The organism is Devosia sp. XGJD_8, from assembly GCF_046614475.1.
Classification (GTDB): domain Bacteria; phylum Pseudomonadota; class Alphaproteobacteria; order Rhizobiales; family Devosiaceae; genus Devosia.
In genome coordinates, this window is the sequence record NZ_JBKJHF010000001.1 from 1,374,181 (window position 1) to 1,396,950 (window position 22,770).

The 22,770-nt window shown below is 67.3% G+C and carries 25 protein-coding genes; 23 read left to right on the forward strand and 2 right to left on the reverse strand.

From position 1 onward, the window contains the following. Nucleotide 1: 1 nt before the first annotated feature. Nucleotides 2–2,116, reverse strand: coding sequence for a transglycosylase domain-containing protein (locus ACLI1C_RS06470; protein WP_411396052.1), 2,115 nt, complete (start codon nt 2,114–2,116; stop codon nt 2–4). Between the two features lie 181 nt (nt 2,117–2,297). Between ACLI1C_RS06470 and ACLI1C_RS06475 the strand changes: the two genes are divergently transcribed. The 8 genes from ACLI1C_RS06475 (at nt 2,298) to ACLI1C_RS06510 (ending at nt 10,213) form a co-directional block, all read left to right on the forward strand. Further along, nucleotides 2,298–2,753 (forward strand): YcgN family cysteine cluster protein, encoded by a 456-nt coding sequence (locus tag ACLI1C_RS06475; protein WP_411396053.1) that lies wholly within the window; start codon nt 2,298–2,300, stop codon nt 2,751–2,753. Between the two features lie 71 nt (nt 2,754–2,824). Then, nucleotides 2,825–3,466, forward strand: coding sequence for a diguanylate cyclase domain-containing protein (locus ACLI1C_RS06480; RefSeq protein WP_411396054.1), 642 nt, complete (start codon nt 2,825–2,827; stop codon nt 3,464–3,466). An 80-nt stretch (nt 3,467–3,546) separates the two neighbouring features. Continuing rightward, complete coding sequence (locus ACLI1C_RS06485; protein ID WP_411396055.1) at nt 3,547–4,806, forward strand: Hsp70 family protein; 1,260 nt, start codon at nt 3,547–3,549, stop codon at nt 4,804–4,806. A 56-nt stretch (nt 4,807–4,862) separates the two neighbouring features. After that, entirely contained in the window at nt 4,863–6,107 is a 1,245-nt protein-coding gene (locus ACLI1C_RS06490; protein ID WP_411396056.1) for a DUF2254 domain-containing protein, read from the forward strand. Nucleotides 6,108–6,265: 158 nt separating this feature from the next. Continuing rightward, nucleotides 6,266–6,652 carry a DUF2147 domain-containing protein gene (locus ACLI1C_RS06495; protein WP_411396057.1) on the forward strand — a complete coding sequence of 129 codons (387 nt, stop codon included), beginning with the start codon at nt 6,266–6,268 and terminating at the stop codon, nt 6,650–6,652. A 496-nt stretch (nt 6,653–7,148) separates the two neighbouring features. Further along, nucleotides 7,149–7,592, forward strand: a complete 444-nt coding sequence (locus tag ACLI1C_RS06500) for a hypothetical protein (RefSeq protein ID WP_411396058.1) — start codon at nt 7,149–7,151, stop codon at nt 7,590–7,592. A gap of 7 nt (nt 7,593–7,599) precedes the next feature. Beyond that, nucleotides 7,600–8,850 (forward strand): DNA-packaging protein, encoded by a 1,251-nt coding sequence (locus tag ACLI1C_RS06505; RefSeq protein ID WP_411396059.1) that lies wholly within the window; start codon nt 7,600–7,602, stop codon nt 8,848–8,850. 208 nt (nt 8,851–9,058) lie between these two features. After that, nucleotides 9,059–10,213, forward strand: a complete 1,155-nt coding sequence (locus ACLI1C_RS06510) for a phage portal protein (RefSeq protein ID WP_411396061.1) — start codon at nt 9,059–9,061, stop codon at nt 10,211–10,213. Between the two features lie 7 nt (nt 10,214–10,220). Here the strand turns inward: ACLI1C_RS06510 and ACLI1C_RS06515 are convergent, their stop codons facing one another. Continuing rightward, nucleotides 10,221–10,481: a DUF2442 domain-containing protein gene (locus ACLI1C_RS06515; RefSeq protein WP_411396062.1), complete on the reverse strand. Its 261-nt coding sequence runs from the start codon at nt 10,479–10,481 to the stop codon at nt 10,221–10,223. A gap of 185 nt (nt 10,482–10,666) precedes the next feature. On the opposite strand from ACLI1C_RS06515, the gene ACLI1C_RS06520 reads away from it, so the two are divergent. The 15 genes from ACLI1C_RS06520 (at nt 10,667) to ACLI1C_RS06590 (ending at nt 22,718) form a co-directional block, all read left to right on the forward strand. Then, the gene (locus ACLI1C_RS06520; RefSeq protein WP_411396063.1) at nt 10,667–10,855 is read left to right on the forward strand and encodes a hypothetical protein; all 189 of its coding nucleotides are present in this window, start codon (nt 10,667–10,669) and stop codon (nt 10,853–10,855) included. Between the two features lie 123 nt (nt 10,856–10,978). Continuing rightward, the gene (locus ACLI1C_RS06525; protein ID WP_411396065.1) at nt 10,979–11,452 is read left to right on the forward strand and encodes an HK97 family phage prohead protease; all 474 of its coding nucleotides are present in this window, start codon (nt 10,979–10,981) and stop codon (nt 11,450–11,452) included. A gap of 10 nt (nt 11,453–11,462) precedes the next feature. After that, nucleotides 11,463–12,683 (forward strand): phage major capsid protein, encoded by a 1,221-nt coding sequence (locus ACLI1C_RS06530; RefSeq protein WP_411396066.1) that lies wholly within the window; start codon nt 11,463–11,465, stop codon nt 12,681–12,683. A gap of 182 nt (nt 12,684–12,865) precedes the next feature. After that, nucleotides 12,866–13,432: a head-tail connector protein gene (locus ACLI1C_RS06535; protein ID WP_411396067.1), complete on the forward strand. Its 567-nt coding sequence runs from the start codon at nt 12,866–12,868 to the stop codon at nt 13,430–13,432. Then, nucleotides 13,429–13,770 carry a phage head closure protein gene (locus tag ACLI1C_RS06540; protein WP_411396068.1) on the forward strand — a complete coding sequence of 114 codons (342 nt, stop codon included), beginning with the start codon at nt 13,429–13,431 and terminating at the stop codon, nt 13,768–13,770. The genes ACLI1C_RS06535 and ACLI1C_RS06540 overlap by 4 nt, the downstream gene beginning before the upstream one ends. Before the next feature lie 5 nt (nt 13,771–13,775). Beyond that, on the forward strand, nt 13,776–14,171 hold the full coding sequence (locus tag ACLI1C_RS06545; RefSeq protein WP_411396069.1) for a DUF3168 domain-containing protein: 396 nt from the start codon (nt 13,776–13,778) through the stop codon (nt 14,169–14,171). Nucleotides 14,172–14,307: 136 nt separating this feature from the next. After that, nucleotides 14,308–14,721, forward strand: a complete 414-nt coding sequence (locus ACLI1C_RS06550) for a phage major tail protein, TP901-1 family (protein WP_411396070.1) — start codon at nt 14,308–14,310, stop codon at nt 14,719–14,721. A 162-nt stretch (nt 14,722–14,883) separates the two neighbouring features. Then, nucleotides 14,884–15,198: a gene transfer agent family protein gene (locus tag ACLI1C_RS06555; protein ID WP_411396071.1), complete on the forward strand. Its 315-nt coding sequence runs from the start codon at nt 14,884–14,886 to the stop codon at nt 15,196–15,198. Next, nucleotides 15,195–15,386 carry a rcc01693 family protein gene (locus tag ACLI1C_RS06560; RefSeq protein WP_411396072.1) on the forward strand — a complete coding sequence of 64 codons (192 nt, stop codon included), beginning with the start codon at nt 15,195–15,197 and terminating at the stop codon, nt 15,384–15,386. The genes ACLI1C_RS06555 and ACLI1C_RS06560 overlap by 4 nt, the downstream gene beginning before the upstream one ends. Further along, entirely contained in the window at nt 15,376–15,924 is a 549-nt protein-coding gene (locus ACLI1C_RS06565; RefSeq protein ID WP_411396073.1) for a phage tail tape measure protein, read from the forward strand. Before ACLI1C_RS06560 ends, ACLI1C_RS06565 begins: the two co-directional genes overlap by 11 nt. Nucleotides 15,925–16,188: 264 nt before the next feature. Then, nucleotides 16,189–16,809, forward strand: a complete 621-nt coding sequence (locus ACLI1C_RS06570; protein WP_411396075.1) for a TIGR02217 family protein — start codon at nt 16,189–16,191, stop codon at nt 16,807–16,809. Beyond that, the gene (locus ACLI1C_RS06575; protein ID WP_411396077.1) at nt 16,806–17,696 is read left to right on the forward strand and encodes a DUF2163 domain-containing protein; all 891 of its coding nucleotides are present in this window, start codon (nt 16,806–16,808) and stop codon (nt 17,694–17,696) included. Before ACLI1C_RS06570 ends, ACLI1C_RS06575 begins: the two co-directional genes overlap by 4 nt. After that, nucleotides 17,693–18,130: an NlpC/P60 family protein gene (locus ACLI1C_RS06580; protein WP_411396078.1), complete on the forward strand. Its 438-nt coding sequence runs from the start codon at nt 17,693–17,695 to the stop codon at nt 18,128–18,130. The genes ACLI1C_RS06575 and ACLI1C_RS06580 overlap by 4 nt, the downstream gene beginning before the upstream one ends. A 99-nt stretch (nt 18,131–18,229) precedes the next feature. After that, nucleotides 18,230–21,964, forward strand: a complete 3,735-nt coding sequence (locus ACLI1C_RS06585; protein WP_411396080.1) for a glycoside hydrolase/phage tail family protein — start codon at nt 18,230–18,232, stop codon at nt 21,962–21,964. After that, a complete protein-coding gene (locus tag ACLI1C_RS06590; RefSeq protein WP_411396081.1) occupies nt 21,957–22,718 on the forward strand; it encodes a glycoside hydrolase family 108 protein in 762 nt (253 codons plus the stop codon). The genes ACLI1C_RS06585 and ACLI1C_RS06590 overlap by 8 nt, the downstream gene beginning before the upstream one ends. Nucleotides 22,719–22,770 lie beyond the last annotated feature (52 nt).

Here is a 22,770-nt window from a genome sequence, read left to right on the forward strand (position 1 = left end):
ATCAGAGGCCTTGGGTAGGTCTATCTGCCGGTACGCTCGCCTGGTCTGCCACTGGCGTGGTGGTTTCCAGCGTTGCCGCGAAGCGGTCGGCGAGGTCGACCAGCTTGCGGGCGGCGCCGGGGGTGAGGCTGGGCGGGCGCTGGATGATTTCTTCTTCCAGCACGGTGGCGTCGGTATCGGCGACAATGACCGGCTCGGGCACGAAATCGACGCCGAAGACCGGCTGGATGTCGATATTGGTGTGGGCATAGGCCATGAACTTCTGCCAGGCGATGGCCGGCAGCGTGCCACCTGTCAGGTTATTGGTGGGGTGATAGTCATCATTGCCGAACCAGACAGTGGCGACATAATTGCCGGTAAAACCGCAGAACCAGGCGTCCCGATAGGACGATGTCGTGCCCGTCTTGCCCGCGACAGGCACGCCCGGCACATCGGCGCGGCGCCCCGTACCGCCGGTAATGACTCCCCGCAGCATGGAGTTCATGTTCGCAACGGTGGTTTCGCTGAGCACGCGTTCACGCGGGGCTTCGGGATCGATCTCATAGACCTTGTCGCCGCTGAGCGTTGTCATCCGGGTAATGCCATAGGCCTGCGTCTTGAAGCCGTGATTGGCCAGCACGGCATAGGACGAGGTCATGTCCAGCACCGAGACCGAGGCAACGCCGAGCGCGAGCGAGCGGGTGACCGGATAGTCGGCCTGCAGGCCCATGCGATGGCTGAGTTCGGCAATGGTATCGCGCCCGGTCTTGATCGAGAGCGTCACCGGCACGGTATTGAGCGACTGGGCGAAGGCGCTGGCCAGCGTCACCGTGCCCTTGTAGTTGCGGCCATAGTTCTGCGGGCACCAGTCGCCGATGCAGACCGGCCGGTCGGTGATCATGTCCGCGGGGGTTAGCCCCAGCTGCTCGAGGGCTTCGGAATAGACGAAGATCTTGTAGGCCGAGCCGGGCTGGCGGGTGGAGACGATGGCGCGGTTGAACTGGCTCTTGGCATAGTCGGTGCCACCCACCATGGCGCGGATGGCGCCGCTGGTATCGGTGACGACCATTGCGGCCTGTTCGACGTCATACTGCTCGGCGCCCTCGCGCACGGTCGAGACCACGGCCTCCTCGGCATATTTCTGCAGCGTGGTGTCGATGGTGGTGCGAACCACGAAGTTATTGGTCGCCTGCTGGCCGCGCTCGATCAGCACCTTGGACTGCTCGAAGGCCCAATCGAGAAAGTAGTTCGGCGAATTGGCGTCGGCCGCCCGGCTGATCGGCGTGGCCGGATGGCGCCGCGCCGCAGTGACCTGGCCCTCGGTGAGGAAGCCGGCGGCGACCATGTTGGACAGCACCAGATTGGCCCGGCCGCGCGCCGCCGCGAGGTCGACATGGGGCGCGTAATTGCCCGGGGCCTTGAACAGGCCAGCCAGCATGGCGGCCTCGGCCAGGTTGATGTCCTGCACCGTCTTGCCGAAATAGTAGTCGGCTGCAGCCACCACGCCATGATTGCCGCCGCCCATATAGGCGCGGTCGAAGTAGAGCTTGAGGATATCGTCCTTGCTGTAGTGCCATTCCAGCCAGATGGACAGGAAGGCTTCCTTGATCTTGCGCTCGAGATTGCGCTCGGGCGTGAGGAACAGGTTCTTGGCCAGCTGCTGGGTGATCGAGGAGCCGCCCTGGATGCTGCGCTCGCCCTGCGCATTGCTCATCAGGGCGCGCAATGTGCCCACCACGTCGATGCCGAAATGCTCGTAGAAGCGCCGGTCCTCGGTCGCGAGGGTCGCCTTGATCAGATAGTCGGGCATGTCGGCCAGCGCCACCGAATCGTCCGAGCGGATGCCGCGGCGCCCGATTTCGGCGCCAAAACGGTCCAAGAAGACCACCGAATAGTCTTCCGCCTTGTTGAATTCGCCCGACGCCGTGGTGTCGAAGGCCGGCAGGGCCAGGGCGGTCATCAGCACGCAGCCTATGGCCAGGAACGAGAACCCATCGCTCACCACTTCCACGACGGCCCGGCGGAAGCCGGCGACGTGGAAGATGCTCATGAAATCCTGGAAGCGCGTATAGGCCTGGCCAAGCGCCTGCCAGAACTCGTAAAGCGAGGAATCGAGCCACGCATCTGCCGCCAGCATGCTGGAGGATTTCTTGCGCTTCTCTTTTGTGTAAAACGGATCCTGCACCAGTCGTCCTCAAGGTCGGCTTCACGGACTGTTGTCTGCGACAGCGATCAACGCAACACAATCGCTGGAATATGATTGCGTCGGCGCGCCGACAAGAGCAAACCGGCAACAACCTTAGCAGCACCGGATTAAGATGGCCTTTTGGGAAGAAAAGACGCTGGACCAGATGTCCGCCGCCGAGTGGGAAGCGCTCTGCGATGGCTGCGGCCGCTGCTGCCTGATCAAGCTCGAGGACGAGGATACCGGCATCCTCATCACCTCCGACGTGCGTTGCCGGCTGCTCGATGGCGATACCTGCGCCTGCACCGACTATCCCGGCCGCCAGGCCAAGGTGCCCGACTGCATCAAGCTGACGCCGCAGAATGTCACCGAGATCGCCTGGATCCCCACCACCTGCGCCTATCGCCGCATCGCCGAGGGCAAGGGGCTGGCCTGGTGGCACCCGCTGGTTTCGGGTGATCCGCAGACCGTGGTGGACGTCGGCGTCTCGGTCAAGGGCCGCACCTTCGGCGAGGATGACGTGGCGCCTGACACCTGGGAAGAGCACGCCGTGGACTGGCCCGAATGGGAGCCCCCGGAGCAACTGTGAGCTCGTTTACAAACCGTTAACCATCTTGTGGCCTGATCTCGGCGTGCGCGAGCCCAGGATAGGCGACAACCATGACTGTATCCGCGACTGCTGAACCCTTCTGGACCCGGGTCCGTGCTGCGCTGGGCGCCTTGAGCCCGGTTCGGTCGGAGCGGGGGCCCGCTTATGGGCAGGCGGCGATTGCGCGCTCCATCGGCATCAAGCCCAAGCTGGGGCAGCTGATCGAGGACGAGCTGGTGCACGGCTGGGCCAATGCCGCGGGGCGGCATGTGTCGCTGGGCCTGCTGGTCATCGAAATCGACCGCTCCACCGATTATTTCGCCGCCTATGGCAAGCAGAGCACCGATGACTGCGTGCTCGCGGTCATGCAGGCCATCACCGATGTGCTGCCGCGCAGCGGCGATACCTGCCTGCGGCTGGGCCGTGCCGGCTTTGTCGTCGTGCTGCCGGACCTGCCGGGGCTGATGGCCCGCGCCACGGCGCACAAGATCACCGAAGCCGTGCGGCGCCTGTCGCTGGCCCACAAGGAAAGCCATGCCGGCATTGTCACGGTGAGCCTGGGGCTGGCCGTGACCAATCCACGCGGCAGCTATGACAAGAAATTCTTCGAAGCCGGCGCCGAGGCGCTGAAGAAGGCCCAGCGCAAGGGAATCGGGCGCCTCGAAGCCGTCGACCTGCGGCCTGCCCAGCAGCGCAAGCGCAAGGCCGCCTGAGCTTGCCTCCGGCAGACTGATTATCTAAACAGGCCGTCCCGCGCGCCGCCCGGCGCATTTTCCATGATGGACGGCATGCCATGACCCTTGTTTGCGGCCTCGACTTCGGCACGTCCAACTCCACCATCGCGCGGCTCGACGATGCTGGCGTGCCCCATCTGCTCAAGCTGGAAGACGGGCGCGAAACCATCCCCAGCGTGATCTTCTTCGGCTTCGAGGACGACAGCGTGCATTTCGGCCGCCAGGCCGTGGCCGAATATGTCACGGGTGCAGAAGGCCGGCTGATGCGCTCGCTCAAGAGCGTGCTGGGCACGGCGCTGATCGGCGACACGACGCGGGTCAAGGCACGCAGCTATGGCTTTCTCGAAATCCTGGGCATCTTCATTGCCGAGCTGAAACGCCGGGCCGAGACCGAGCTGGGCGGCGCGGTGGAAAGCGTGGTCTGCGGCCGGCCGGTGCATTTCGTCGACGACGACCCGGTGGCCGATGCGGCGGCGCAGGGGCAGCTGGAAAGCGCCGTGCGGGCGCAGGGTTTCCGCCATGTCGATTTCCAGTTCGAACCGATTGCCGCCGCGCTCGACTATGAGCGGCAGGTGACGGCCGAGCGGCTGGCGCTGATCGTCGACCTGGGCGGCGGCACGTCGGACTTTTCGGTGGTGCGGGTTTCGCCCGACCGGGCGCGGGCGGTAGACCGAGGGCAGGACATCCTGGCCACGGCGGGCGTCCATGTCGGCGGCACCGATTTCGACCGGCTGCTGTCGATGACCAAGGTGATGCCCGAACTGGGCCTGGGCACCATGACGCGCGATGGCAAGCGGCACCTGCCGGTGGCACCCTATTACGACCTTTCCACCTGGCATCGCATCAACCGGCTCTACACTGCCCAGACGCTGCGCGACCTGCGCGGCACCCAGCGCGAGGCGCAGGCGCCCGAGCGCGTGGCGATGATGATGGAGCTGATCGAAGACCGGCTGGGCCATCGCCTCGTGGGCGCAGTTGAGGCGGCCAAGATCGCCCTGTCGGATGCCGCGACGACGGACTTTGCCTTTCCCGTGCGCGACCGCCAGATCGAAACGGTGATGAGCATCGACGACCTGACCCGGGCGCTGCAGAGCCCGGTGTCGCGCATCGAGGACACCATTGCCGAGACGCTGAAGCGGGCCGGGGTGGCGGCACGCGAGATCGACAGCCTGATCCTGACGGGGGGCTCGACCCAGGTGCCGGCCATCGCCGCGCGGCTGCGGGCACTGTTCCCCGAGGCCGACCTGGTGCGCACCGACGTGCTGGGCAGCGTGGGGCTGGGCCTGGCCATGGATGCACGGCGCAAGTTCGGCCCCTGAGCGCAATCGAACAACCCTTTGGCGCCTCGAAGCGTTGTCAGGGCAGGGGGCATTCCATGAGCCAGATCGCATTCCAGTTTCGCCAGCTCGTGCAGCGCATGTGGTTCCTGCCGGCCGCCTTCTCGCTGGTCGCCGTGCTGACCATCTTCATTGCCTATGGACTGGCGCGCTTCGCGCCCGAAAAGCTGCCCTTCACCATGCCCTCCGATGGCGTTGTGTCGATCCTGAGCATCCTGGCCTCGAGCCTGCTCACCGTGGCGGTCTTTGCCCTCTCGACCATGGTCAGCGCGCTCTCCACCGCCTCGGCGTCGACGACGCCCCGGGCGGTGCCACTGATCGTGGGGGATCGCAGTGCGCAGACCTCGATCTCGGTCTTCATCGGCGCCTTTCTCTTCGCCATCGTGGGCATTATCGGGCTCAATGCCGGCTTTTATTCCGAGGCGGGACGGCTGTTCCTGTTCCTGGTCACGCTGGGTGTGGTGCTGCTGGTTGTGGCGGCGCTGATCCGCTGGATCGGCCAGATCTCGGCCATTGGCCGCGTGCAGGAGACAATCGACCGGGTGGAATATGCCACGACCTCGGCCTTCGAGGCCCTGTCGGCAGAGGCCTGTTTCGACTGCGCGCCGCAGCGGGTTGAGCCCAGGGGCGCCACTGTCATGGCCGAGACGATCGGCTATGTGCAGCACTTCGACGCGTCGCAGCTGCAGCAACTGGCCGAGGAGCATGACCTGACCGTCGCGGTGACCGCGCGGCCGGGCGCCTATGCCGGGCCCGACCGGCCCCTGCTGCGCGTCGAGGGGAAACTTGATGACGAGCTGCGTCGCAAGCTGGCTGAGTGCTTTACCGTGGGGGATACGCGCACCTTCGACAGCGATCCGCGCTTTGGCCTGGTCGTAATGGGCGAAATCGCCAGCAAGGCGCTGTCGCCGGGTATCAACGACCCCGGGACCGCCATCGACGTCATCGGCACGCTGGTGCGCGTGCTGCATGAGCGGGACGGCGCGGCGGCGGACGAGGCCCCCAAATATGACCGCATCAGCGTGCCGCCGCTCCGGCCGCACGACCTGGTCGAGGACGGCTTCCGGCCCATCGCGCGGGACGGGGCCGGGGTGATCGAGGTGGTGCAGCGGCTGCTGGCGGGGCTCGAAACCATCGCTGCAACCTGTCCCGATCTCGCCGAGGCGGCCCTGGAGATGGCGCGCGACGCCACCGAGCGCGCCCGGACCGGGCTGACCGCATCCTCCGACCTGCGGGCGCTTGAGGCGGCGGCCGCTTTTGTGGATGCGCCAGGCCGGGCCTAGCCGCCACATCCTCGCCACCTCCCTGAACGCAAGATGAATGCGTGGTTTTTGGCCGGTTCAGTCCGGCCGTGGCATCTGCTCGCTCAACCAATCCATCGCCGCCTCGTGCCCCCAAGGGAGGGCCGGCGGCGTCCCAGATCGTTGTCGAGGAGATGACCATGACTTTTGCAAAGACAATCGCCGCCGCCACCCTGGCCCTGTTCGTCGCCGCTCCCGCCTTCGCCCAGGACCTGACCCCGGTCGGCACGTGGCAGACGGCAAGCGGGGAGTCGCGCTATTCGGTGAGCTATTGCGGCGATGGCACCCAGCTCTGCGCCAAGCTCACCTGGCTGCGCAAGGATGCCCGCAAGCCCGAGAACGTGGCGCTGCTCAACCAGCTGGTGGTCAATGGCGCCAAGCCGGTGGCCGCCAACAAGTGGCGCGGCACGGTGAACTACGAAGGCAATGCCGTTTCCGGCTCGGTGACGCTGGTCAGCGAAGACCGCATGAAACTGCAGGGTTGCCAGCTGATCGCCTGCAAGAGCGTGGAATTCGTACGGATTTGATTCTGGCTGATACCTGGATAGAGGCCCTGCTGCGGTAGCGCGGCAGGGCTTTTGTTGTCTGGCCGTGCAGTCGACACCGTCCGCCTCAAGGGAGGGGGTGTCTAGCCCGGATATCGGGGCTCTCACACCCCCTCCCAGCCTCCCCCATCAAGGGGGAGGTGCCGCCCGGTGCGCGGGTGAGATTGAGTGCCATCAGAGGATGGCGGGACCCGTGGCCAGCAGGACTTTCTGGCAAATCGCTTAGGCTGGACCACTTTTTTTCGCAGATTTTCGTCCGTTTTCTGCCCATCCCCCATTCCATCCGCTAAAATCTCAAGGACTGCCGGGGCTTTGCCGGTGGCGCGGAGAAGTTATCCCCGCGTGACGGTGGTCAGCTATAGTTCAGGCATGGTCGAAGAAGTGGGTGAGGCGGCGGTGAGCCGCTCTGCCACCAGGACCCATCCCGAGGCATCCGGCAGGTCCGGGCCGCTGCGCCGGGCGCTTGAGAGACACCGAAATGGACGATGCTGACGAGGCCAATCGCAACCGCGATGGCATGCCTGTGCCATGGGACGAGGTCCGGCGCGATTATGAGGCCGGCCACCTCACCTGCAATGGCATTGCGCGGACCTACAGGTTGCGGCGCTCGCAGCTGGAAGGCCATGCCCGCAAGAACAAGTGGGGGCGCCCGGGCAGCCAGGTTCTGGACCGACACATCCTCATTCAAAAGCTGATGGCCCTGCTGGAGCGCCAGATGGACCTGATGGAGGAAGACATGAACAACAACAAGACGGTCGACGGCAAAGCACTGAGCGATCTGGTGCGTGACCTCGACAAGATGATTGTCATCGAAAAGGCCGAGGCCCAGCGCAGCGGCCACGATGACGAAACCGGCGAGATGCGCGACCTGCAACGGAAGATCGAGCAGCGGATCAATGCGATCACCAAGCAGCGTCGCTGACGCCTGAATGGCCACCAAGGAAACCGGACTGCTTCGAGACCTCGCCCAGCTACCGCTGCAACGGCTGGGTGAGACTTTCTACAAATGGCCGATCTGGGCCTATGAACACCAGCTGCCCCCCAGGGGCAACTGGACGACATGGCTGCTGCTGGGTGGACGCGGCGCGGGCAAGACACGCGCCGGCGCCGAATGGGTGCGGCAGCTGGCCCGCGATGAGGTGAGCCCCATCGCGCTGGTGGGCGAGACCATGACCGAGGCCGAGGCCGTGATGGTCAGGGGTGAGAGCGGCGTGCTGCGCGTCTGCCCGCCCGGCGACAAGCCGAAGCTTGTTGGCAATGTGCTGCACTGGCGCAATGGCGTGGAGGCGCACCTGCTGCCGGCAGCGGACCCCGAGCGCTTTCGCGGCCCGCAATTCGCTGCCGCCTGGTGCGACGAAACGGCGAAATGGAGAAAGGCGGAAGCGGCTTGGGACATGCTGCAGTTCGGGCTGCGGCTCGGCACTCGGCCCCGGCAACTGGTGACGACCACGCCGCGGCCGACACGACTGATGAAGCGCCTGCTGGCCGACGAGCGCACTGTGGTGACGCGCGCGCAGACCAGGGTGAACCAACATCTGGCCGATGCCTTCCTCGAAGCGGTCGTCGGACGCTATCGCGGTACCGTGCTCGGCCGGCAGGAGCTGGACGGCGAGCTGATCGAGGATCTGCCGGGCGCGCTGTGGCAGCGCGGCATGTTCCGGCGCTTCGAGGGCGGGGCGGTGGAGCGGATCATCGTGGCGGTCGATCCGCCGGTGACCGGCACGGCGCGGGCGGATGCCTGCGGCATTGTCGTGGCCGGAAGGGTGGGCGAGGGCGCGGTGGTGCTGGAGGATTGTACGCTGAGGCAAGTGGCGCCGCTGGCCTGGGCGCGGCGGGCGGTGGCGGCGTTTCATGCGCATCGGGCCGATGCCATCGTGGTCGAGGTCAACCAGGGCGGCGACCTGGTGCGCCAGCTCATGGCGCAGGTGGATGCCAGCGTGCCGGTGCGCGAAGTGCGGGCCAATCGCGGCAAGTGGCTGCGGGCCGAGCCGGTGGCCGCGCTCTACGGGCGCGGGCTGGTGCGGCATGTCGAGGGGCTGACGGCGCTGGAAGACGAGATGTGTGCGTTCGGGGCGGATGGGAAGAGTGATGGACACTCGCCCGACCGGGTGGATGCGCTGGTCTGGGCGCTGACGGAACTGTTGTTGGGCGGCGAAGGGCCGCGGGTGAGGGGGCTTTGAGCCGCTTCGCAAAACTCAGTGCCCCTTCTCCCCTTGTGGGAGAAGGTGCCCGAAGGGCGGATGAGGGGGCCTGATGTCATCGCCAACACAGTGCGTGGGAAAGAACCCCTCACCCCGCTCAATCCGCTGAACGCGGATTGAGCGACCCTCTCCCACAAGGGGCGAGGGGGGATGGAGCCGTGGGCTCAGCGAATAAGGAAATGTCGCCATGCCGAACTGGATCAGCCGCCTGCTAGGCGGGCAAACGAACACGCCTGCCGAAACCAAGAATTTTGCCGGGCATACGCTGCTGAGCCTCAGCCAGCTGGGGGCGGCGAACTGGAGCCATCGGGGTTTTGCGAGCCTGGTCAACCAGGGCTTTGCGCGAAACCCCGTGGTGTACCGCTGCGTGCGGCTGATTGCCGAGGCGGCCAATCGGGTGCCGCTGGTGGTGAGCGAAGGCGGCAATAGGCAGGACGAGCATCCGCTGGCGGCGCTGCTGGCGCGGCCCAATGGGCGGCAATCGGGCGGGGAACTGCTCGAGGCGGTCTATGCCTACCTGCAGACCTCGGGCAATGCCTATCTGCAGGCAGGACTGGTCGATGGCGCGGTCAAGGGGCTGTTCTGCCTGCGGCCGGATCGCATGAAGGTGGTGGCCGGAGCCGATGGCTGGCCCATGGCCTATGACTATACGGCGGGCGGGCGGACCAGCCGGCTGCGGCAGGACGAGGGGCCTTTGCCCGCAGTGCTGCATCTGGCGCTGTTTCATCCGCTGGACGACCACTATGGCATGGCCCCGCTCGAGGCGGCGCAGACCAGCATGGATATCCACAATGCCGCCGGCGCCTGGAACAAGGCGCTGCTCGACAATGCGGCGCGGCCCAGCGGGGCGCTGGTCTATTCCATGGGCGGGCAGACGCTGACGGCGGACCAGTTCGACCGGCTCAAGACCGAGCTGGAAGAGAATTTTTCCGGGAGCGCCAATGCCGGACGGCCAATGCTGCTCGAGGGCGGGCTGGACTGGAAGACCATCGCGCTCAGTCCGCGCGACATGGATTTCATCGAGGCGAGGCACGCCGCGGCGCGCGACATTGCGCTGGCCTTCGGCGTGCCGCCCATGCTGCTCGGCATTCCGGGCGACAATACCTATGCCAACCTCGCCGAAGCCAACCGCGCGCTGTGGCGGCAGACGCTGATCCCGCTGGTGGTGCGCGTGGCCGATGACTTGAGCAACTGGCTCGCGCCGGCGTTTGGCGGGGCGGTGATCACCCCCGATTTCGACGGGGTGGAAGCGCTGGCCGAGGATCGCGCGGCGCTCTGGGCGCGAGTGGGCGGGGCGGAGTTTCTGAGCGACGCGGAGAAGCGGGCGATGCTGGGGGTTTAGGCGGCCCTTACGCAGCGCGCGTTTGCCGATGGCCGGCGAGCAGGCCGCGGACGGAGATGTCTTCGTCGATGGCGGACCAGTGGATGCCTTCGCCGCGACCGATCAGGCGCCAGTTGGCGCGGTCGGTATCTGACGCGTCACGCAGGCGGGGGAACCATTCGACCGGCACGGAGAGCTCGCGTCCGTCATCGAGCGTGACGCGCAGAACTGTGGCGGTGACGGCGACGTCAACGGCCAGCGGCTCAGTTTGCAGGGTCAAAGTGGTCATGCGGCTAGCATAGCGCACTTGTCGGGAAGGCAAAGGGTCCACTTACCCACCGCGCGTCACCCTCGGGCTTGACCCGAGGGACCTGTACTGCCGGACACACAGTAAGTGTAGAGCCCTCGGGTCGAGCCCGAGGGTGACGATCCAGTTTGGGGTGAGCTTTGGTGATCACTCGGAGGATTCTGAACATGGACGAGCTGACCAAAACCGTCATCGAACGGGGTGATCTCGCGCACCTGGCCCTGTTCCTCTGGGCGAGTGGCGCTTCGGCGCTTCTGGTGTGGAGCCTGCGGGAGATGGCGAAGGTGAATCAACACTTCAACGACTTCGTGCAGGAGATTGCCAGTTTGAATCGGCTGTTCAGGAAGGATGAGTAAGTCCATGGCCAACAAGCAGAATCGGCAGAATGCGCAGCAGACGTTCCGGCAGTTTGCTTGGAACCTGGCGGGGACGCTGGCGCGACCCGGCAAGCCGGTGGCCACGCGGCCGGGCAAGCGCTGATGGTGGGGATTCCCATCGATAGCGAGGGGCGGTTTTCGGGCTATGCGAGCCTGTTCAACCGGCTCGATGCCGGCGGCGATATCGTCATGCCCGGCGCCTTTGCCAAGAGCCTCGCCAAGCGGGGCGACCGCATCCGGCTGCTGTTCCAGCATGACCCCAAGGAACCGGTCGGCACCTGGGAAGCCATCGGCGAGGACGCCAGGGGCCTGTTCGTGGCGGGGCGGCTGGTGCCGGGCGTGCCACGGGCCGATGCGCTGCGGCGGCTGATCGGCAATGGGGCGCTCGATGGGCTCTCCATCGGCTTTCGCACCGTGCGGGCGACGCGCGAGGGCGGGCATCGCAAGCTCTGGCAGATCGACCTGTTCGAGATCTCGATCGTGACTTTTCCGATGATGGAGGACGCGCGGATTGCGTCCTCCTATTCGACCGGCGCCGCCATCGTGGCCGCCACCCAGACCATCCGCAACCGATAAGGACATCTGCATGGACATGACCAGTGACGGCCTTGAAACCAAGGCCGGCGCGGGGAGCGATATTGCCGCTCTCTTCGCCGAATTTTCGACTGCCTTCGAGGAATTCAAGCGCACCAACGACCAGCGGCTCGGCGAGATCGAAAAGCGCGGTTCGCCCGATGGGCTGCTGGAGGGCAAGCTCGACCGGCTCAATGCCGTGCTCGACGGGCAGAAGGCGGCGATGGACCGGGTGCTGGTCGACCGCGCCCGCCCGCTGCTTGACGGCAGGGCGCGCCAGGCGGACGGCGAATACAAGGAGGCCTTTGCCTCCTATGTGAAGCGCGGCGAGGAGAAGGCGCTGTCGGTGGGCGTCAATGCCGATGGCGGCTATGTGGTGCCGCCCGAGACGGAGACGGAAATCACCCGGCTGATGACGGCGGTATCGCCGATCCGCGCCATTGCCGGCGTGCGGCAGGTGTCGGGCTCCGTCTACAAGCGGCCGATCTCGGTGACCGGCCCGGCCACGGGCTGGGTGGGCGAGACGGCGGCGCGGCCGACCACGGCATCGCAGACGCTGGCCGAACTCAGCTATCCGACCATGGAACTCTATGCCATGCCGGCGGCCACCTCGGCCTTTCTCGACGATGCGGCTGTCGATGTCGGCCAGTGGATCGCCGACGAGGTCAATGCGGCTTTTGCGGCGCAGGAAACCACGGCCTTCGTGACCGGTAATGGCGTCAACAAGCCGACGGGGTTTCTCGCCGCCACCGCGGTGGCCGAGGCGAGCTGGAGTTGGGGCAACCTGGGCTATATCGCCACCGGCGCGGCCGGGTCCCTGCCGGCCAGCAATGCCAGCGACGTGCTGATCGACCTGGTCTATGCGCTCAAGGCCGGCTACCGGCAGAATGCATCCTGGGTGATGAACCGCAAGGTTCAGGGCACCTTGCGCAAGCTCAAGGACGCCGACGGCAACTATCTCTGGCAGCCGGCGGCGACGGCGGATGGCAGGGCAAGGTTCATGGGCTTTGACCTGGTCGAGGCCGAGGACATGCCCAATATCGCGGCCAACGCCATGGCCATTGCCTTCGGGGACTTCCGGCGCGGCTACCTGATCGTGGATCGGCAAGGGGTCAGCGTGCTGCGCGATCCGTTCAGCTCCAAGCCCTATGTGCTGTTTTATACCACCAAGCGGGTTGGCGGGGGCGTGGCCGATTTTGATGCGATCAAGCTGCTGAAGTTCGCGGTTTCCTGACATCGCGCGCTCGGCAGTCACCCCCTCCTACCTCCCCCATCAAGGGGGAGGTTCTCTCCACTCCTGGGGCAATATCCCACCACGATAACCGGACGGCACCTCCCCCTTGATGGGGGAGGGTGGGAGGGGGCGATTGCGGGGCACCTTCGGCCTCGCGCCACCAAACCAAAAAGGCAAAAACAATGACGTCTTATCTTCTCGCGGGACCCGCGGAGGAGCCGGTTTCGCTTGCCGAGGCCAAGGGCTTTCTCAAGGTCGATGACACGGCCGAGGATGGGCTGATCACCACGCTGATCGGCGCGGCGCGGCTGCATGTCGAGGGCGTGACCGGGCGGGCGCTGCTGGCGCAGAGCTGGCGGGTGGTGCTCGATGGCTGGCCGGAGAACCGGCAGGTCAGGCTGCCGGTGACGCCGCTCATGGCGGTGACGGAAATCAACGCCTATGACGAGGCGGGCGCGGCGCATGAACTGCCGCTGGACCAGTTCCTGCGCGAGCCGGACCGGCTGCTGGTGCCGGCGAAGGTGGCAGGCATGCCGGTGCTGCGCGAGCGGCAGGGCCTCGAGATCGACTATGTCGCCGGCTTCGGGACCGAGCCCGCGGATGTGCCGGCCGATATCCGCCAGGCACTGCTGCTGCTGGTGGGCCATTGGCACGAGCATCGTGACGCGGTGATCGTGGCGGGATCGGGCAGCGTGGTGCCATCCGGCTTTGACCGCATGGTGGCCGGCTACAGGCGGGTGCGGCTGTGAGTGAGCGGGCGCCACCGATCGGCACGCTGACCGACCGGGTGCAGCTCAAGCGGCGGGAAATGGCCGGCGAGGACGAGGGCGGGCATGTCGCGCTCTTCGTGCCGGTGACGAGCCTGTGGGCGCGGGTGCGATCGCTGAGCGGGCGGCAGGGCACCAGTGCCGACGGCCGGGCGGTGGAGATTTCGCACGCCGTGGTGCTGCGCTTTCGCAATGACATCAAGCCGGGTGACCGCATCGTCTATCGCGGACGCTCGCTCGACGTGGTAAGCGCGGCCGACCTCAACGGGCGGCGGGCCTATCTCAGCTGCGCCTGCAGCGAAACCAGCTTCACGGGGTAGGGGCCATGCATCCGATCAGCCTGTTGCAGGGGGCGTTGGTGACGGCGCTCAAGAGCGACGCGGCCCTGGTGGCGATCATCGGGGCCGATGGCGTCTTCGACGCGGCGCCGACCGGGCGCGCCGCGCCCTATGTGGTGATCGCCCGGCATGACGTGATCCAGCGCGATGGCGACGGCGCGCCGGGCCAGGAACACCGGCTGCTGCTGCATTGCTGGGGCGACCAGCCCAGCCGCAGGCGGGCGCTGGATATGGCGGAACGCGTGGTGGCGGTGGCCGGGGATTTGGTGGCCGCGGGGATCGTGGTGACGCATCGCGAGCATGTGCGGACCGAGACGGTGATCGACAGGGATACCGGGCAGGCACGAGCCGCGGTGGTGCTGCGGTTTTTGAGCGAGGCGTGATGCCTTCACTATCCCCGAACGTCACCCTCGGGCCTGACCCGAGGGGTCTTCACTTAACAAACACACCGCAAGTGCAGAACCCTCGGGTCAAGCCCGAGGGTGACGATCGAGTTGGTGGAAACTTCGGAGATCAAACATGGCCGCTCAGAGCGGGAAGAATATGCTGCTCAAGCTCGACCAGACCGGGTCGGGAAGCTTTCTCACCGTGGCGGGGCTGCGGACGCGGGCGCTGGCCTTCAATGCCGCGACCGTGGACACGACCGACCAGGAAAGCGCCGGGCGCTGGCGGGAATTGCTGGCGGGTGGGGGCGTCAAGCGCGCCTCGGTCACCGGCGCCGGGGTGTTCAAGGACACCGCCTCCGACGCGCAGGTGCGCTCGCTGTTCTTTGCCGGGACAATCCGCAACTGGCAGCTGATCATTCCCGATTTCGGGACGGTGTCCGGACCGTTCCAGATCGTGGCGCTGGAATTCGCGGCCGATCATGCGGGGGAGGTGACGTTCGACCTGGCGCTGGAGAGCGCCGGGGAAGTGACGTTTGCGGTGATTTAGACAGCCGAAGAACAAGGCCCCCTCACCCGTGCTACGCGCCGACCTCTCCCCCAAGGGAGAGGTGAGAGCTTGCGGCTCCAGCGCTTCTTCACCTCTCCCCTGGGGGAGAGGTCGGTCCGAAGGACCGGGTGAGGGGGCCTTCAACAAACAAGGAACATTGGAATGGCCATTACCCAACGGGGTGAGATCGACGCCGTCATTGGCGGCGAGACGGTGACGCTTTGCCTGACGCTGGGAGCGCTGGCGGAGCTCGAGAGCCGACTGCAGGCCGGGGATCTGGTCGGGCTGGCCGAGCGCTTTGCCAGTGGCCGGGTTTCGGCGCGGGACCTGACGGCGATCCTGGGGGCCGGGCTGCGTGGAGGTGGCAATGCCATGACCGATGACGACCTGGCGCGCCTCGCCATCGAGGGCGGGCTCAAGGGTGCGGCCGAGATCGCGGCGCGGCTGCTCAAGGCGACGTTTGGAGAGGCCGCATGACGCCCTTTCCCTGGGACGCGGCGATGCGGTTCGGGCTGGGCGTGCTGCGGCTGCCGCCACGCGACTTCTGGCGCATGACGCCGCGCGAACTGGCCTCGGCATGGGGCGCGGTGATCGGTGATCGGGGCGGGCCGCTGGGGCGGACCGAACTCGATGGATTGATGGAGCGCTTTCCCGATGGCCGATGATCTCTTCTCCGACGGCTTTGGCCGCGAGCTGGGCGATGTCTCGCTGGAGCTCGAACGCATCGGCGACCTCGCCGACGGGGTGGCGCGCGCAGTTTCGACCGCCTTTCGCGGCGCTTTGGTCGATGGCCGATCGTTCAAATCCCTGCTGGGCGATATCGCCCGCAGCTTTTCCGACATTGCGCTCAAGGCGGCCATCAAGCCATTCGGCGACCTGGTCGGTGGCCTCGTGGGCAATCTGTTTGCCGGAACCAATCCGGCGCTCGGCACCGTGACACCCTTCGCCAAGGGCGGGGTGATCGCAAGGCCGAGCTACTTTCCGCTGGGCTCGGGGCTTGGCCTTGCGGGCGAAGCGGGGCCGGAGGCGATCATGCCCCTGGCCCGCGGCGCCGATGGCCGGCTCGGCGTGGCCGGCGGCGGCGGGGCGGTCAACGTGACGTTCAACGTGACCGCGACCGATGCGCGGAGCTTTGCCGCGAGCGAGGCGGAGATTTCCGCGATGCTGCTGCGGGCGGTGAAGCGGGGGACGAGGGGGAGCTAAGGCCTTCGGGCCGAACCCCCACCTAACCTCCCCCTGAAGGGGGAGAAATCTGTCCGGTGTCTGTACCAATTTGTGCCCCGAGCGAGATCGGCTCCTCCCCCTTCAGGGGGAGGGTGGGTGGGGGTGGCCACACGCGCCGCGTCTGCGGAGGCACACCCCCTTCCTGCTCGATTCAACGGACTTAGCTGAAGCTAAGTCCTATCTCGCTTCCCTCCCCACAAGGGGGAGGGTGGGCTCCGTGGCTTTCCCAAACCGAGGACAATCATGACCTTCCACCCCATCCGCTTCCCCCTCGACGTCGCGCTGGGCGCGCGTGGTGGGCCGGAGCGGCGTACCGATGTGGTGACGCTGGCCTCCGGCCGCGAGCAGCGCAATGGGCGGTGGCAGCATTCGCGGCGGCGCTACAATGCCGGCTATGGGGTGAAGTCGCGGGCGGACATGGCGGCGGTGCTGGCGTTTTTCGAGGAAAGGCGCGGGCGGCTGCATGGGTTTTTGTGGCGGGACGGTCTGGACTTTTCCAGCGGCGGCGCGGTGCCGACACCACTGGACCAGCCCATCGGCATGGGCGATGGCAGCCGGACCGGGTATCAGCTGACCAAGCGCTATGGCGGCAGTTTCGACCCCTATTTCCGGCCGATCACAAGGCCGGTTGCCGGCAGCGTGCGGGTGGCGGTGGCGGGTGTGGAAGTGTTGACGGGCTGGAGCGTCGATGGCGCGACGGGGCTGGTCGGCTTCACCACGCCGCCGGCCAATGGGGCAGCGGTAACGGCGGGATTCCTGTTCGACGTGCCGGTGCGCTTCGATACCGACCGGCTCGATGTGGAACTGAGCAGCTTTGACGGGGCCGAGGCGCCGAGCATTCCGCTGGTGGAGATCCTGCCATGAGGACACTCGATATCGGGCTCGCCGCGCATGTGGCGCAAAGCGAGACGACGCTGGCGACCTGCTGGAAGCTGCTGCGCAGCGATGGCGCGGTGCTCGGTTTTACCGACCATGACCTTGCGCTGAGCTTTGGTGGCGTGGACTTCGTGCCGGCCCATGGCCTGGATGGCAGCGAAGTGCCGGCGCGGCTGGGGCCGCAGGTGGAGACCAGCGAAGTGCTGGGCGTGCTCAGCGCCGAGGCCATCACCGAGGACGATATCCTGCTCGGGCGCTATGATGGGACGACGGTCGAGACATGGCGGGTCAACTGGGCCGATGTGAGCCAGCGGGTGAAACTGCGCAGCGATACGATCGGCGAGATCACGCGCGAGGATGGCGTGTTCCGGGCGGAACTGCGCTCGGCCCAGCAGGGGCTGAATGCCACGCATGGGCGGATCTATCAGGGGCTGTGCGATGCGGCGGTGGGCGATGCGCGCTGCGGCGTGGACCTGAGCGCGCCGGCGTTGCGCGGCTTTGCCACGGTGACGGCGATCGACGACGCCCATCGCGTGGTGGTGGCGGGGCTGGAGGGTTTTGCCGAGGGCTGGTTCGGCTTTGGCAGTGCCTTGTGGACCGATGGGCGGCGCGATGGCTTGCGCGACGGGGTGCTGACGCATCGACGAGGGGCCGGCGGCGATGTGCTGGGCTTTGGCGTGGCGGTGTGCGACTGGGTGAGCGTTGGCGATACGCTGACGGTGACGGCGGGCTGCGACCGGCGCTTTGCCACCTGCCGGGACAGGTTCGCCAATGCCATCAACTTCCGCGGCTTTCCCCATATTCCGGGCAGCGACTTCGTGCTGCGCCATCCGCGCAATGGCGACGCGCTGGACGGGCGGGCGGTGGTGCCATGAGCGACGCAGTGGTCGCGGCGGCGCGGGAATTTCTGGGCACGCCCTATCGGCATCAGGCGTCTTTGGCGGGGGCGGGCTGCGATTGCCTCGGCCTGCTGCGCGGGGTGTGGCGGGCAATGGTCGGCGAGGAGCCGATGGCCATGCCGCCTTATCGCGCCGACATGCGCGATTCCCTCAATGCCGGGGCGCTGCGGCTGGCGGCAGAGACCTGGCTGGTGGCCGAGACGGGGCCGCTGGCGGCGGGACAGGTCGTGCTGTTCCGGCTGGGCGGTATGGCCGAGCCCAGGCATTGCGGGATTCTGGTGACGCCGGAGCGGTTCATCCATGCGCAGGAGCGGCTGGGCGTGGTTGAGGCGAATTTGACCGAGGCCTGGGCGCGAAGGATCGCCGGGCGGTTCCGGTTTCCGGAGGTCGTCGGCGAAGCCGGCGGGTGAGGGGGCCTTCCCCGAGCACCACACCCAGTAAAGGCCCCCTCACCTGACCCAAGAGGGTCGACCCCTCCCCCGAAGGGAGAGGTGAAGAAAGGAATTCGCATGGCCACACTCGCACTTTCGCTGGCCGGGCAGGTCGTGGGCGGACTGGTCGGGGGACCATTCGGCGCCACGGTGGGGCGGGCGCTGGGGGCGCTGGCGGGGAGCGCGATCGATGGGGTGCTGTTTGGCGAACAGGCCGCGCCGCAGGTGGCGCATGACATCAGGCTGCAGGGCTCGAGCGAGGGCGGGGCGGTGCCGCGGCTTTATGGCTGGAGCCGGCTGAGCGGCAATATCATCTGGGCGCGGGAGCTGGAGCTGCTCGCCGAGGAGAGCTCGGGCGCCAAGGGCTTCGGCCAGCCGCAGCAGCAGCGCGAGGATGTGGTCGGCGCCAGCTTTGCCGTGGCCTTCTGCGAGGGCGAGGTGAGCCATATGGGGCGCATCTGGGCGGATGGGCAACTGCTCGACACTGCAGGGCTGACCCTGCGCTTTTATCGCGGCAGCGAGGACCAGCTGCCGGACGGCTTGATCGAGGCCACGCAGGGTATTGCGCCGGCCTATCGCGGGCTCTGTTACCTCGTGGTCGAGCAATTGCCGCTCAATCGCTTTGGCAACCGGATACCGCATCTGTCGGTGGAACTCTGCCGGGTGGTGGGGGACCTGGAACCCAATATCCGCGCGGTGACGGTAATCCCCGGGGCGACGGAATTCGGCTATGACCCGACCCCGCGCGTGCGGATTGCCGGGCCGGGGCAGGGCGTGGGCGAGAACACCCATGTGTCGGCCTCGGTGAGCGACTGGACGGTCTCGATCGACGAGCTGGTGGCGCTTTGCCCCAATCTTGAGCATGTGGCCCTGGTGGTGAGCTGGTTCGGCGACGACCTGCGCTGCGGTCATTGCGCCATCGGGCCACGGGTCGAGGCGGCGGAGCGCAGCATTGTCGGGGCCGAGTGGAGCGTCGCCGGGCTGGGGCGTGGCAGCGTGCCTGTGGTCTCGAGCCACGCGGGCGGCGCGGCCTATGGCGGCACGCCCAGCGACGCCTCGGTGCTGGCTGCGATTGCCGATCTCAAGGCACGCGGGCTGAGCGTGACGCTCTATCCGCTGGTGATGATGGATGTGCCGGCGGGCAACAGCCTGCCCAACCCCCATGGCGGCACGGGGCAGGCGGCCTATCCCTGGCGCGGGCGGATCACCTGCCATCCGGCGCCGGGGCAGCCGGGTTCGCCCGACCAGAGTGCGGCTGCGGCGGCGCAGGTTGCGACCTTTGCGGCGGCCTATCGGCAGATGGTGCTGCACTATGCCGGGCTTGCGGTGGCGGGGGGCGTCGACACGCTGATCATCGGCTCGGAAATGGTCGGGCTGAGCACGGTGCGCGGGGCGGGCAACGGCTTTCCCTTCGTTACGGCACTGGTGGCGCTGGCAGGCGAGGTGCGGGCCATTGTGGGGCCGGCGACCAGGCTCACCTATGCGGCGGACTGGAGCGAATATTCCGGCTACCAGACGGCGGGCGAGAAGTTCTTCCATCTCGATCCGCTCTGGGCCTCGCCGCATATCGATGCAGTCGGCATCGACAATTACATGCCGCTGGCCGACTGGCGCGACGGGCAGGGGCATGCCGATGCGGCACTGTCGGCGGCTGGGTATGACCTCGACTATCTCAAGGGGAATGTCGCGGGCGGGGAGGGCTATGACTGGTTCTATGCCAGCAATGCCGACCGAGAGGCGCAGGTGCGCACGCCGATCGGCGACGGCGCGCATGGCGAGCCGTGGATCTGGCGTTACAAGGACATCCGCAGCTGGTGGACCAGTCACCATCACGACCGGCCGGGCGGGGTGCGCAATGGCGCGCCGACGGCATGGGTGCCGGGCAGCAAGCCGATCTGGTTCACGGAACTGGGCTGCGGCGCGGTCGACAAGGGGGCCAACCAGCCCAATATTTTCGGCGACCCCAAGAGCGCCGAGAGCGGGCGGCCATATTTTTCGGTGGGGACGCCTGATCCGCTCATCCAGCGGCAGGTGCTGCGGGCGCATCAGGCCTGGTGGGGCGATGCGGCGAACAATCCGCCCGGCATGGTTGACCGCGACCGGGTCTATCACTGGACCTGGGACGCGCGGCCCTATCCGGGCTTTCCGGCGCTGACCGATGTCTGGGCCGACGGCCCCAATCACCGCAACGGCCACTGGCTGACCGGACGGCTGGGCGGCATGGCCAGCGATGAACTGGCCAAGGCCATCGCCGCCGACCATGGCGTGGCGCTGAGCGCCGAGCCGGCGGCGCCTTTTGTGGGCGGCTGCGTGCTGGGCACGGCGACGACGGCGCGGGCAGCGCTCGAGCCGGTGCTGGAAGCGACGGGGCTGAGCCTGCGCAACCGGGCGGGGGGCCTGCATCTGGGCGTGGCGCGACGCGGCGAGGCTGTGGCGTTTGCGGCTGAAGCACTGGCCCAGGGCGAGGGGCCGATTCTGTCGCGGCGGCGGGGTGACCCGGCCGAGGCGCCGGGGCGGCTGGCGCTGACCTATCAGGATCGCGAGCGGGATTATCTGACGGGCACCGTGACGGCGCTGAGCCGCGCCGATGGGCCGCTGCTGGGTGAGACCACGGCGCTGACGCTGGATGGATCGGGCGCGCGACTGGCGGCCGAGCGCATGCTTGACGCGCGGACGGCACAGCGCGAAACGCTCGATATCAGCCTGCCGCCTGCGGCGCTGGCGCTGGAGCCGGGCGACCTGATCGACATCGAGGGACTGGCCGAGGGGCCGTTCGAGATCGGCGAGATCCGCGATGGCCTGATGCGGCGCATCACGGCGCGAACCCTGCCGGCGGGGGTGGCCGTGGCAACCGGCATCGACCGGCCGCTGACTTCGGGTAGCGGCGCAACGGCGCGCGCGCTGCCGTTGGTCGTGGCGGCGCACCTGCCACCGCTGCCGGCCGATCCCGCACGCTCGCGGCTGCTGGTTGCGGCCTATGCGCAGCCCTGGCCGGGCATGGTGCAGGTGGTGGACGACGCGACAGGCGTGACGCTGGCCGAGCTGAACCGGCGCGGTTTGCTGGGCGCGGTGGCGACTGATTTGTCGCCCGGGCCGGCGGGCGTCTGGGACCGGGGCAATGCGTTTGAAGTGACGCTGCTTGCCGGGCATCTGGCCTCGGCCGAGCCCCTGGCCGTGCTGGCGGGGAGCAATCGGCTGGTGGTGGAGACCGATGCCGGGGACTGGGAGGTGATCGGCTTTACCGAAGCCGCGCTGGTGGCGCCGGGGCGCTATCTGCTGGGCGGTCTGCTGCGCGGGCTGGACGGCACCAGGCCTGCCATCGGCGCGGCGTCGACGGGCAACCGTGTCTTCGTCCCTGATGGGCGGAGCATGGCGCTGCCGGTCGAGCCGCAATGGCTGGGTGAGAGTCGGAGCTTCCGTGTCTATGCCGGTGCGGGCGATATCGAGGGGAGCAGCCTCGATGTCGAGGCTGGCCCGGCGCCGGCCCTGCCGCTGCCGCCGGCGCATGTGCGGGCGTGGCGCGCGGGCGGCGATATCACACTGCGCTGGATGCGCTGCAGCCGGGCCGATGGCGATGGCTGGGGCGCGGCGGAGAGCCCGCTCGAATTGGTGCCGGAGCGCTACCGTGTGACCATCTTCGCTGGCGCGACAGCCGTGCGCACGCTCGAAAGCGCCACACCCAACCTCATCTATGCCGCGGCCGATCAGCTCAGCGATTTCGGCGCACCGCCGGCTGCATTCACCTTCAGTGTCGCCCAGCTCAGCCCCACCCTGGGGGCGGGCCATGTCGCAACGGGAGCATTTCATGGCTAGAAGCCGTTTCGATGTCTGTCTCGACGAGGTGCTGCGGCACGAGGGCGGCTATGCCGACCACCCGTCCGACCCGGGCGGCGCGACCAATCTGGGCATCACCCACAAGACGCTGGCCCGCTGGCGCAAGGTGTCGCCCTGGTGGAAGCTGCCCAAGACCGCGGTCAAGGAGCTGCAGCGGGCCGAGGCTGCGCGGATCTACCGCGCCAGCTACTGGGACCGCAGCCATGCCGGGCGGCTGCCGCCGGGGCTCGACCTGGCGCTGTTCGACTTCGCGGTCAATTCCGGCCCCGACCGGGCCATCCGCACGCTGCAGGCCGAACTCGGCGTCGCCGCCGACGGCCAGGTCGGACCCCTTACGCTTGATGCGGTGGAGACCCATGCGCGCAGGAGCGGGCTGGGCAGCCTGATCGAGGCCCTCTGCAACCGGCGCCTGGCTTTCCTCAATCGCCTCTCGACCTTCCCGGTTTTTGGCCGGGGCTGGACAGCCCGCGTCGCCGCGGTCCGTACCGCCGCGCTGGCCACGGCCAAGGCATCACCAACTTCGTCATCCACCAACTGGAGATCCGTCATGGACATTCTGAACGGCTACAAGACCTATATCGTCGCGATTCTCATGCTGCTGGCCGGCCTGGCCCAGCTGCTGGGCGTGGACCTGCCGGCGCTGGACGGCAATTCGGCGGGCCATCTCGTCATGGAAGCACTGGCCGTGCTGTTCCTGCGCAAGGGGCTGAAGGGCGATATCGGGCGGGCGTGACAGCGATTGGCGCCTTGTTCAGACGTCTTGTCCTAACGATCTGTTTCATGCT

What these genes read in the sequence shown, in the direction of transcription:
- ACLI1C_RS06470 (WP_411396052.1), bottom strand. Translation starts at nt 2,116, where the DNA reads ATGCTGGCGGCAGATGCGTGGCTCGATTCCTCGCTTTACGAGTTCTGG.
- ACLI1C_RS06475 (WP_411396053.1), top strand. Translation starts at nt 2,298, where the DNA reads ATGGCCTTTTGGGAAGAAAAGACGCTGGACCAGATGTCCGCCGCCGAG.
- ACLI1C_RS06480 (WP_411396054.1), top strand. Translation starts at nt 2,825, where the DNA reads ATGACTGTATCCGCGACTGCTGAACCCTTCTGGACCCGGGTCCGTGCT.
- ACLI1C_RS06485 (WP_411396055.1), top strand. Translation starts at nt 3,547, where the DNA reads ATGACCCTTGTTTGCGGCCTCGACTTCGGCACGTCCAACTCCACCATC.
- ACLI1C_RS06490 (WP_411396056.1), top strand. Translation starts at nt 4,863, where the DNA reads ATGAGCCAGATCGCATTCCAGTTTCGCCAGCTCGTGCAGCGCATGTGG.
- ACLI1C_RS06495 (WP_411396057.1), top strand. Translation starts at nt 6,266, where the DNA reads ATGACTTTTGCAAAGACAATCGCCGCCGCCACCCTGGCCCTGTTCGTC.
- ACLI1C_RS06500 (WP_411396058.1), top strand. Translation starts at nt 7,149, where the DNA reads ATGGACGATGCTGACGAGGCCAATCGCAACCGCGATGGCATGCCTGTG.
- ACLI1C_RS06505 (WP_411396059.1), top strand. Translation starts at nt 7,600, where the DNA reads ATGGCCACCAAGGAAACCGGACTGCTTCGAGACCTCGCCCAGCTACCG.
- ACLI1C_RS06510 (WP_411396061.1), top strand. Translation starts at nt 9,059, where the DNA reads ATGCCGAACTGGATCAGCCGCCTGCTAGGCGGGCAAACGAACACGCCT.
- ACLI1C_RS06515 (WP_411396062.1), bottom strand. Translation starts at nt 10,481, where the DNA reads ATGACCACTTTGACCCTGCAAACTGAGCCGCTGGCCGTTGACGTCGCC.
- ACLI1C_RS06520 (WP_411396063.1), top strand. Translation starts at nt 10,667, where the DNA reads ATGGACGAGCTGACCAAAACCGTCATCGAACGGGGTGATCTCGCGCAC.
- ACLI1C_RS06525 (WP_411396065.1), top strand. Translation starts at nt 10,979, where the DNA reads ATGGTGGGGATTCCCATCGATAGCGAGGGGCGGTTTTCGGGCTATGCG.
- ACLI1C_RS06530 (WP_411396066.1), top strand. Translation starts at nt 11,463, where the DNA reads ATGGACATGACCAGTGACGGCCTTGAAACCAAGGCCGGCGCGGGGAGC.
- ACLI1C_RS06535 (WP_411396067.1), top strand. Translation starts at nt 12,866, where the DNA reads ATGACGTCTTATCTTCTCGCGGGACCCGCGGAGGAGCCGGTTTCGCTT.
- ACLI1C_RS06545 (WP_411396069.1), top strand. Translation starts at nt 13,776, where the DNA reads ATGCATCCGATCAGCCTGTTGCAGGGGGCGTTGGTGACGGCGCTCAAG.
- ACLI1C_RS06550 (WP_411396070.1), top strand. Translation starts at nt 14,308, where the DNA reads ATGGCCGCTCAGAGCGGGAAGAATATGCTGCTCAAGCTCGACCAGACC.
- ACLI1C_RS06555 (WP_411396071.1), top strand. Translation starts at nt 14,884, where the DNA reads ATGGCCATTACCCAACGGGGTGAGATCGACGCCGTCATTGGCGGCGAG.
- ACLI1C_RS06560 (WP_411396072.1), top strand. Translation starts at nt 15,195, where the DNA reads ATGACGCCCTTTCCCTGGGACGCGGCGATGCGGTTCGGGCTGGGCGTG.
- ACLI1C_RS06565 (WP_411396073.1), top strand. Translation starts at nt 15,376, where the DNA reads ATGGCCGATGATCTCTTCTCCGACGGCTTTGGCCGCGAGCTGGGCGAT.
- ACLI1C_RS06570 (WP_411396075.1), top strand. Translation starts at nt 16,189, where the DNA reads ATGACCTTCCACCCCATCCGCTTCCCCCTCGACGTCGCGCTGGGCGCG.
- ACLI1C_RS06575 (WP_411396077.1), top strand. Translation starts at nt 16,806, where the DNA reads ATGAGGACACTCGATATCGGGCTCGCCGCGCATGTGGCGCAAAGCGAG.
- ACLI1C_RS06580 (WP_411396078.1), top strand. Translation starts at nt 17,693, where the DNA reads ATGAGCGACGCAGTGGTCGCGGCGGCGCGGGAATTTCTGGGCACGCCC.
- ACLI1C_RS06585 (WP_411396080.1), top strand. Translation starts at nt 18,230, where the DNA reads ATGGCCACACTCGCACTTTCGCTGGCCGGGCAGGTCGTGGGCGGACTG.
- ACLI1C_RS06590 (WP_411396081.1), top strand. Translation starts at nt 21,957, where the DNA reads ATGGCTAGAAGCCGTTTCGATGTCTGTCTCGACGAGGTGCTGCGGCAC.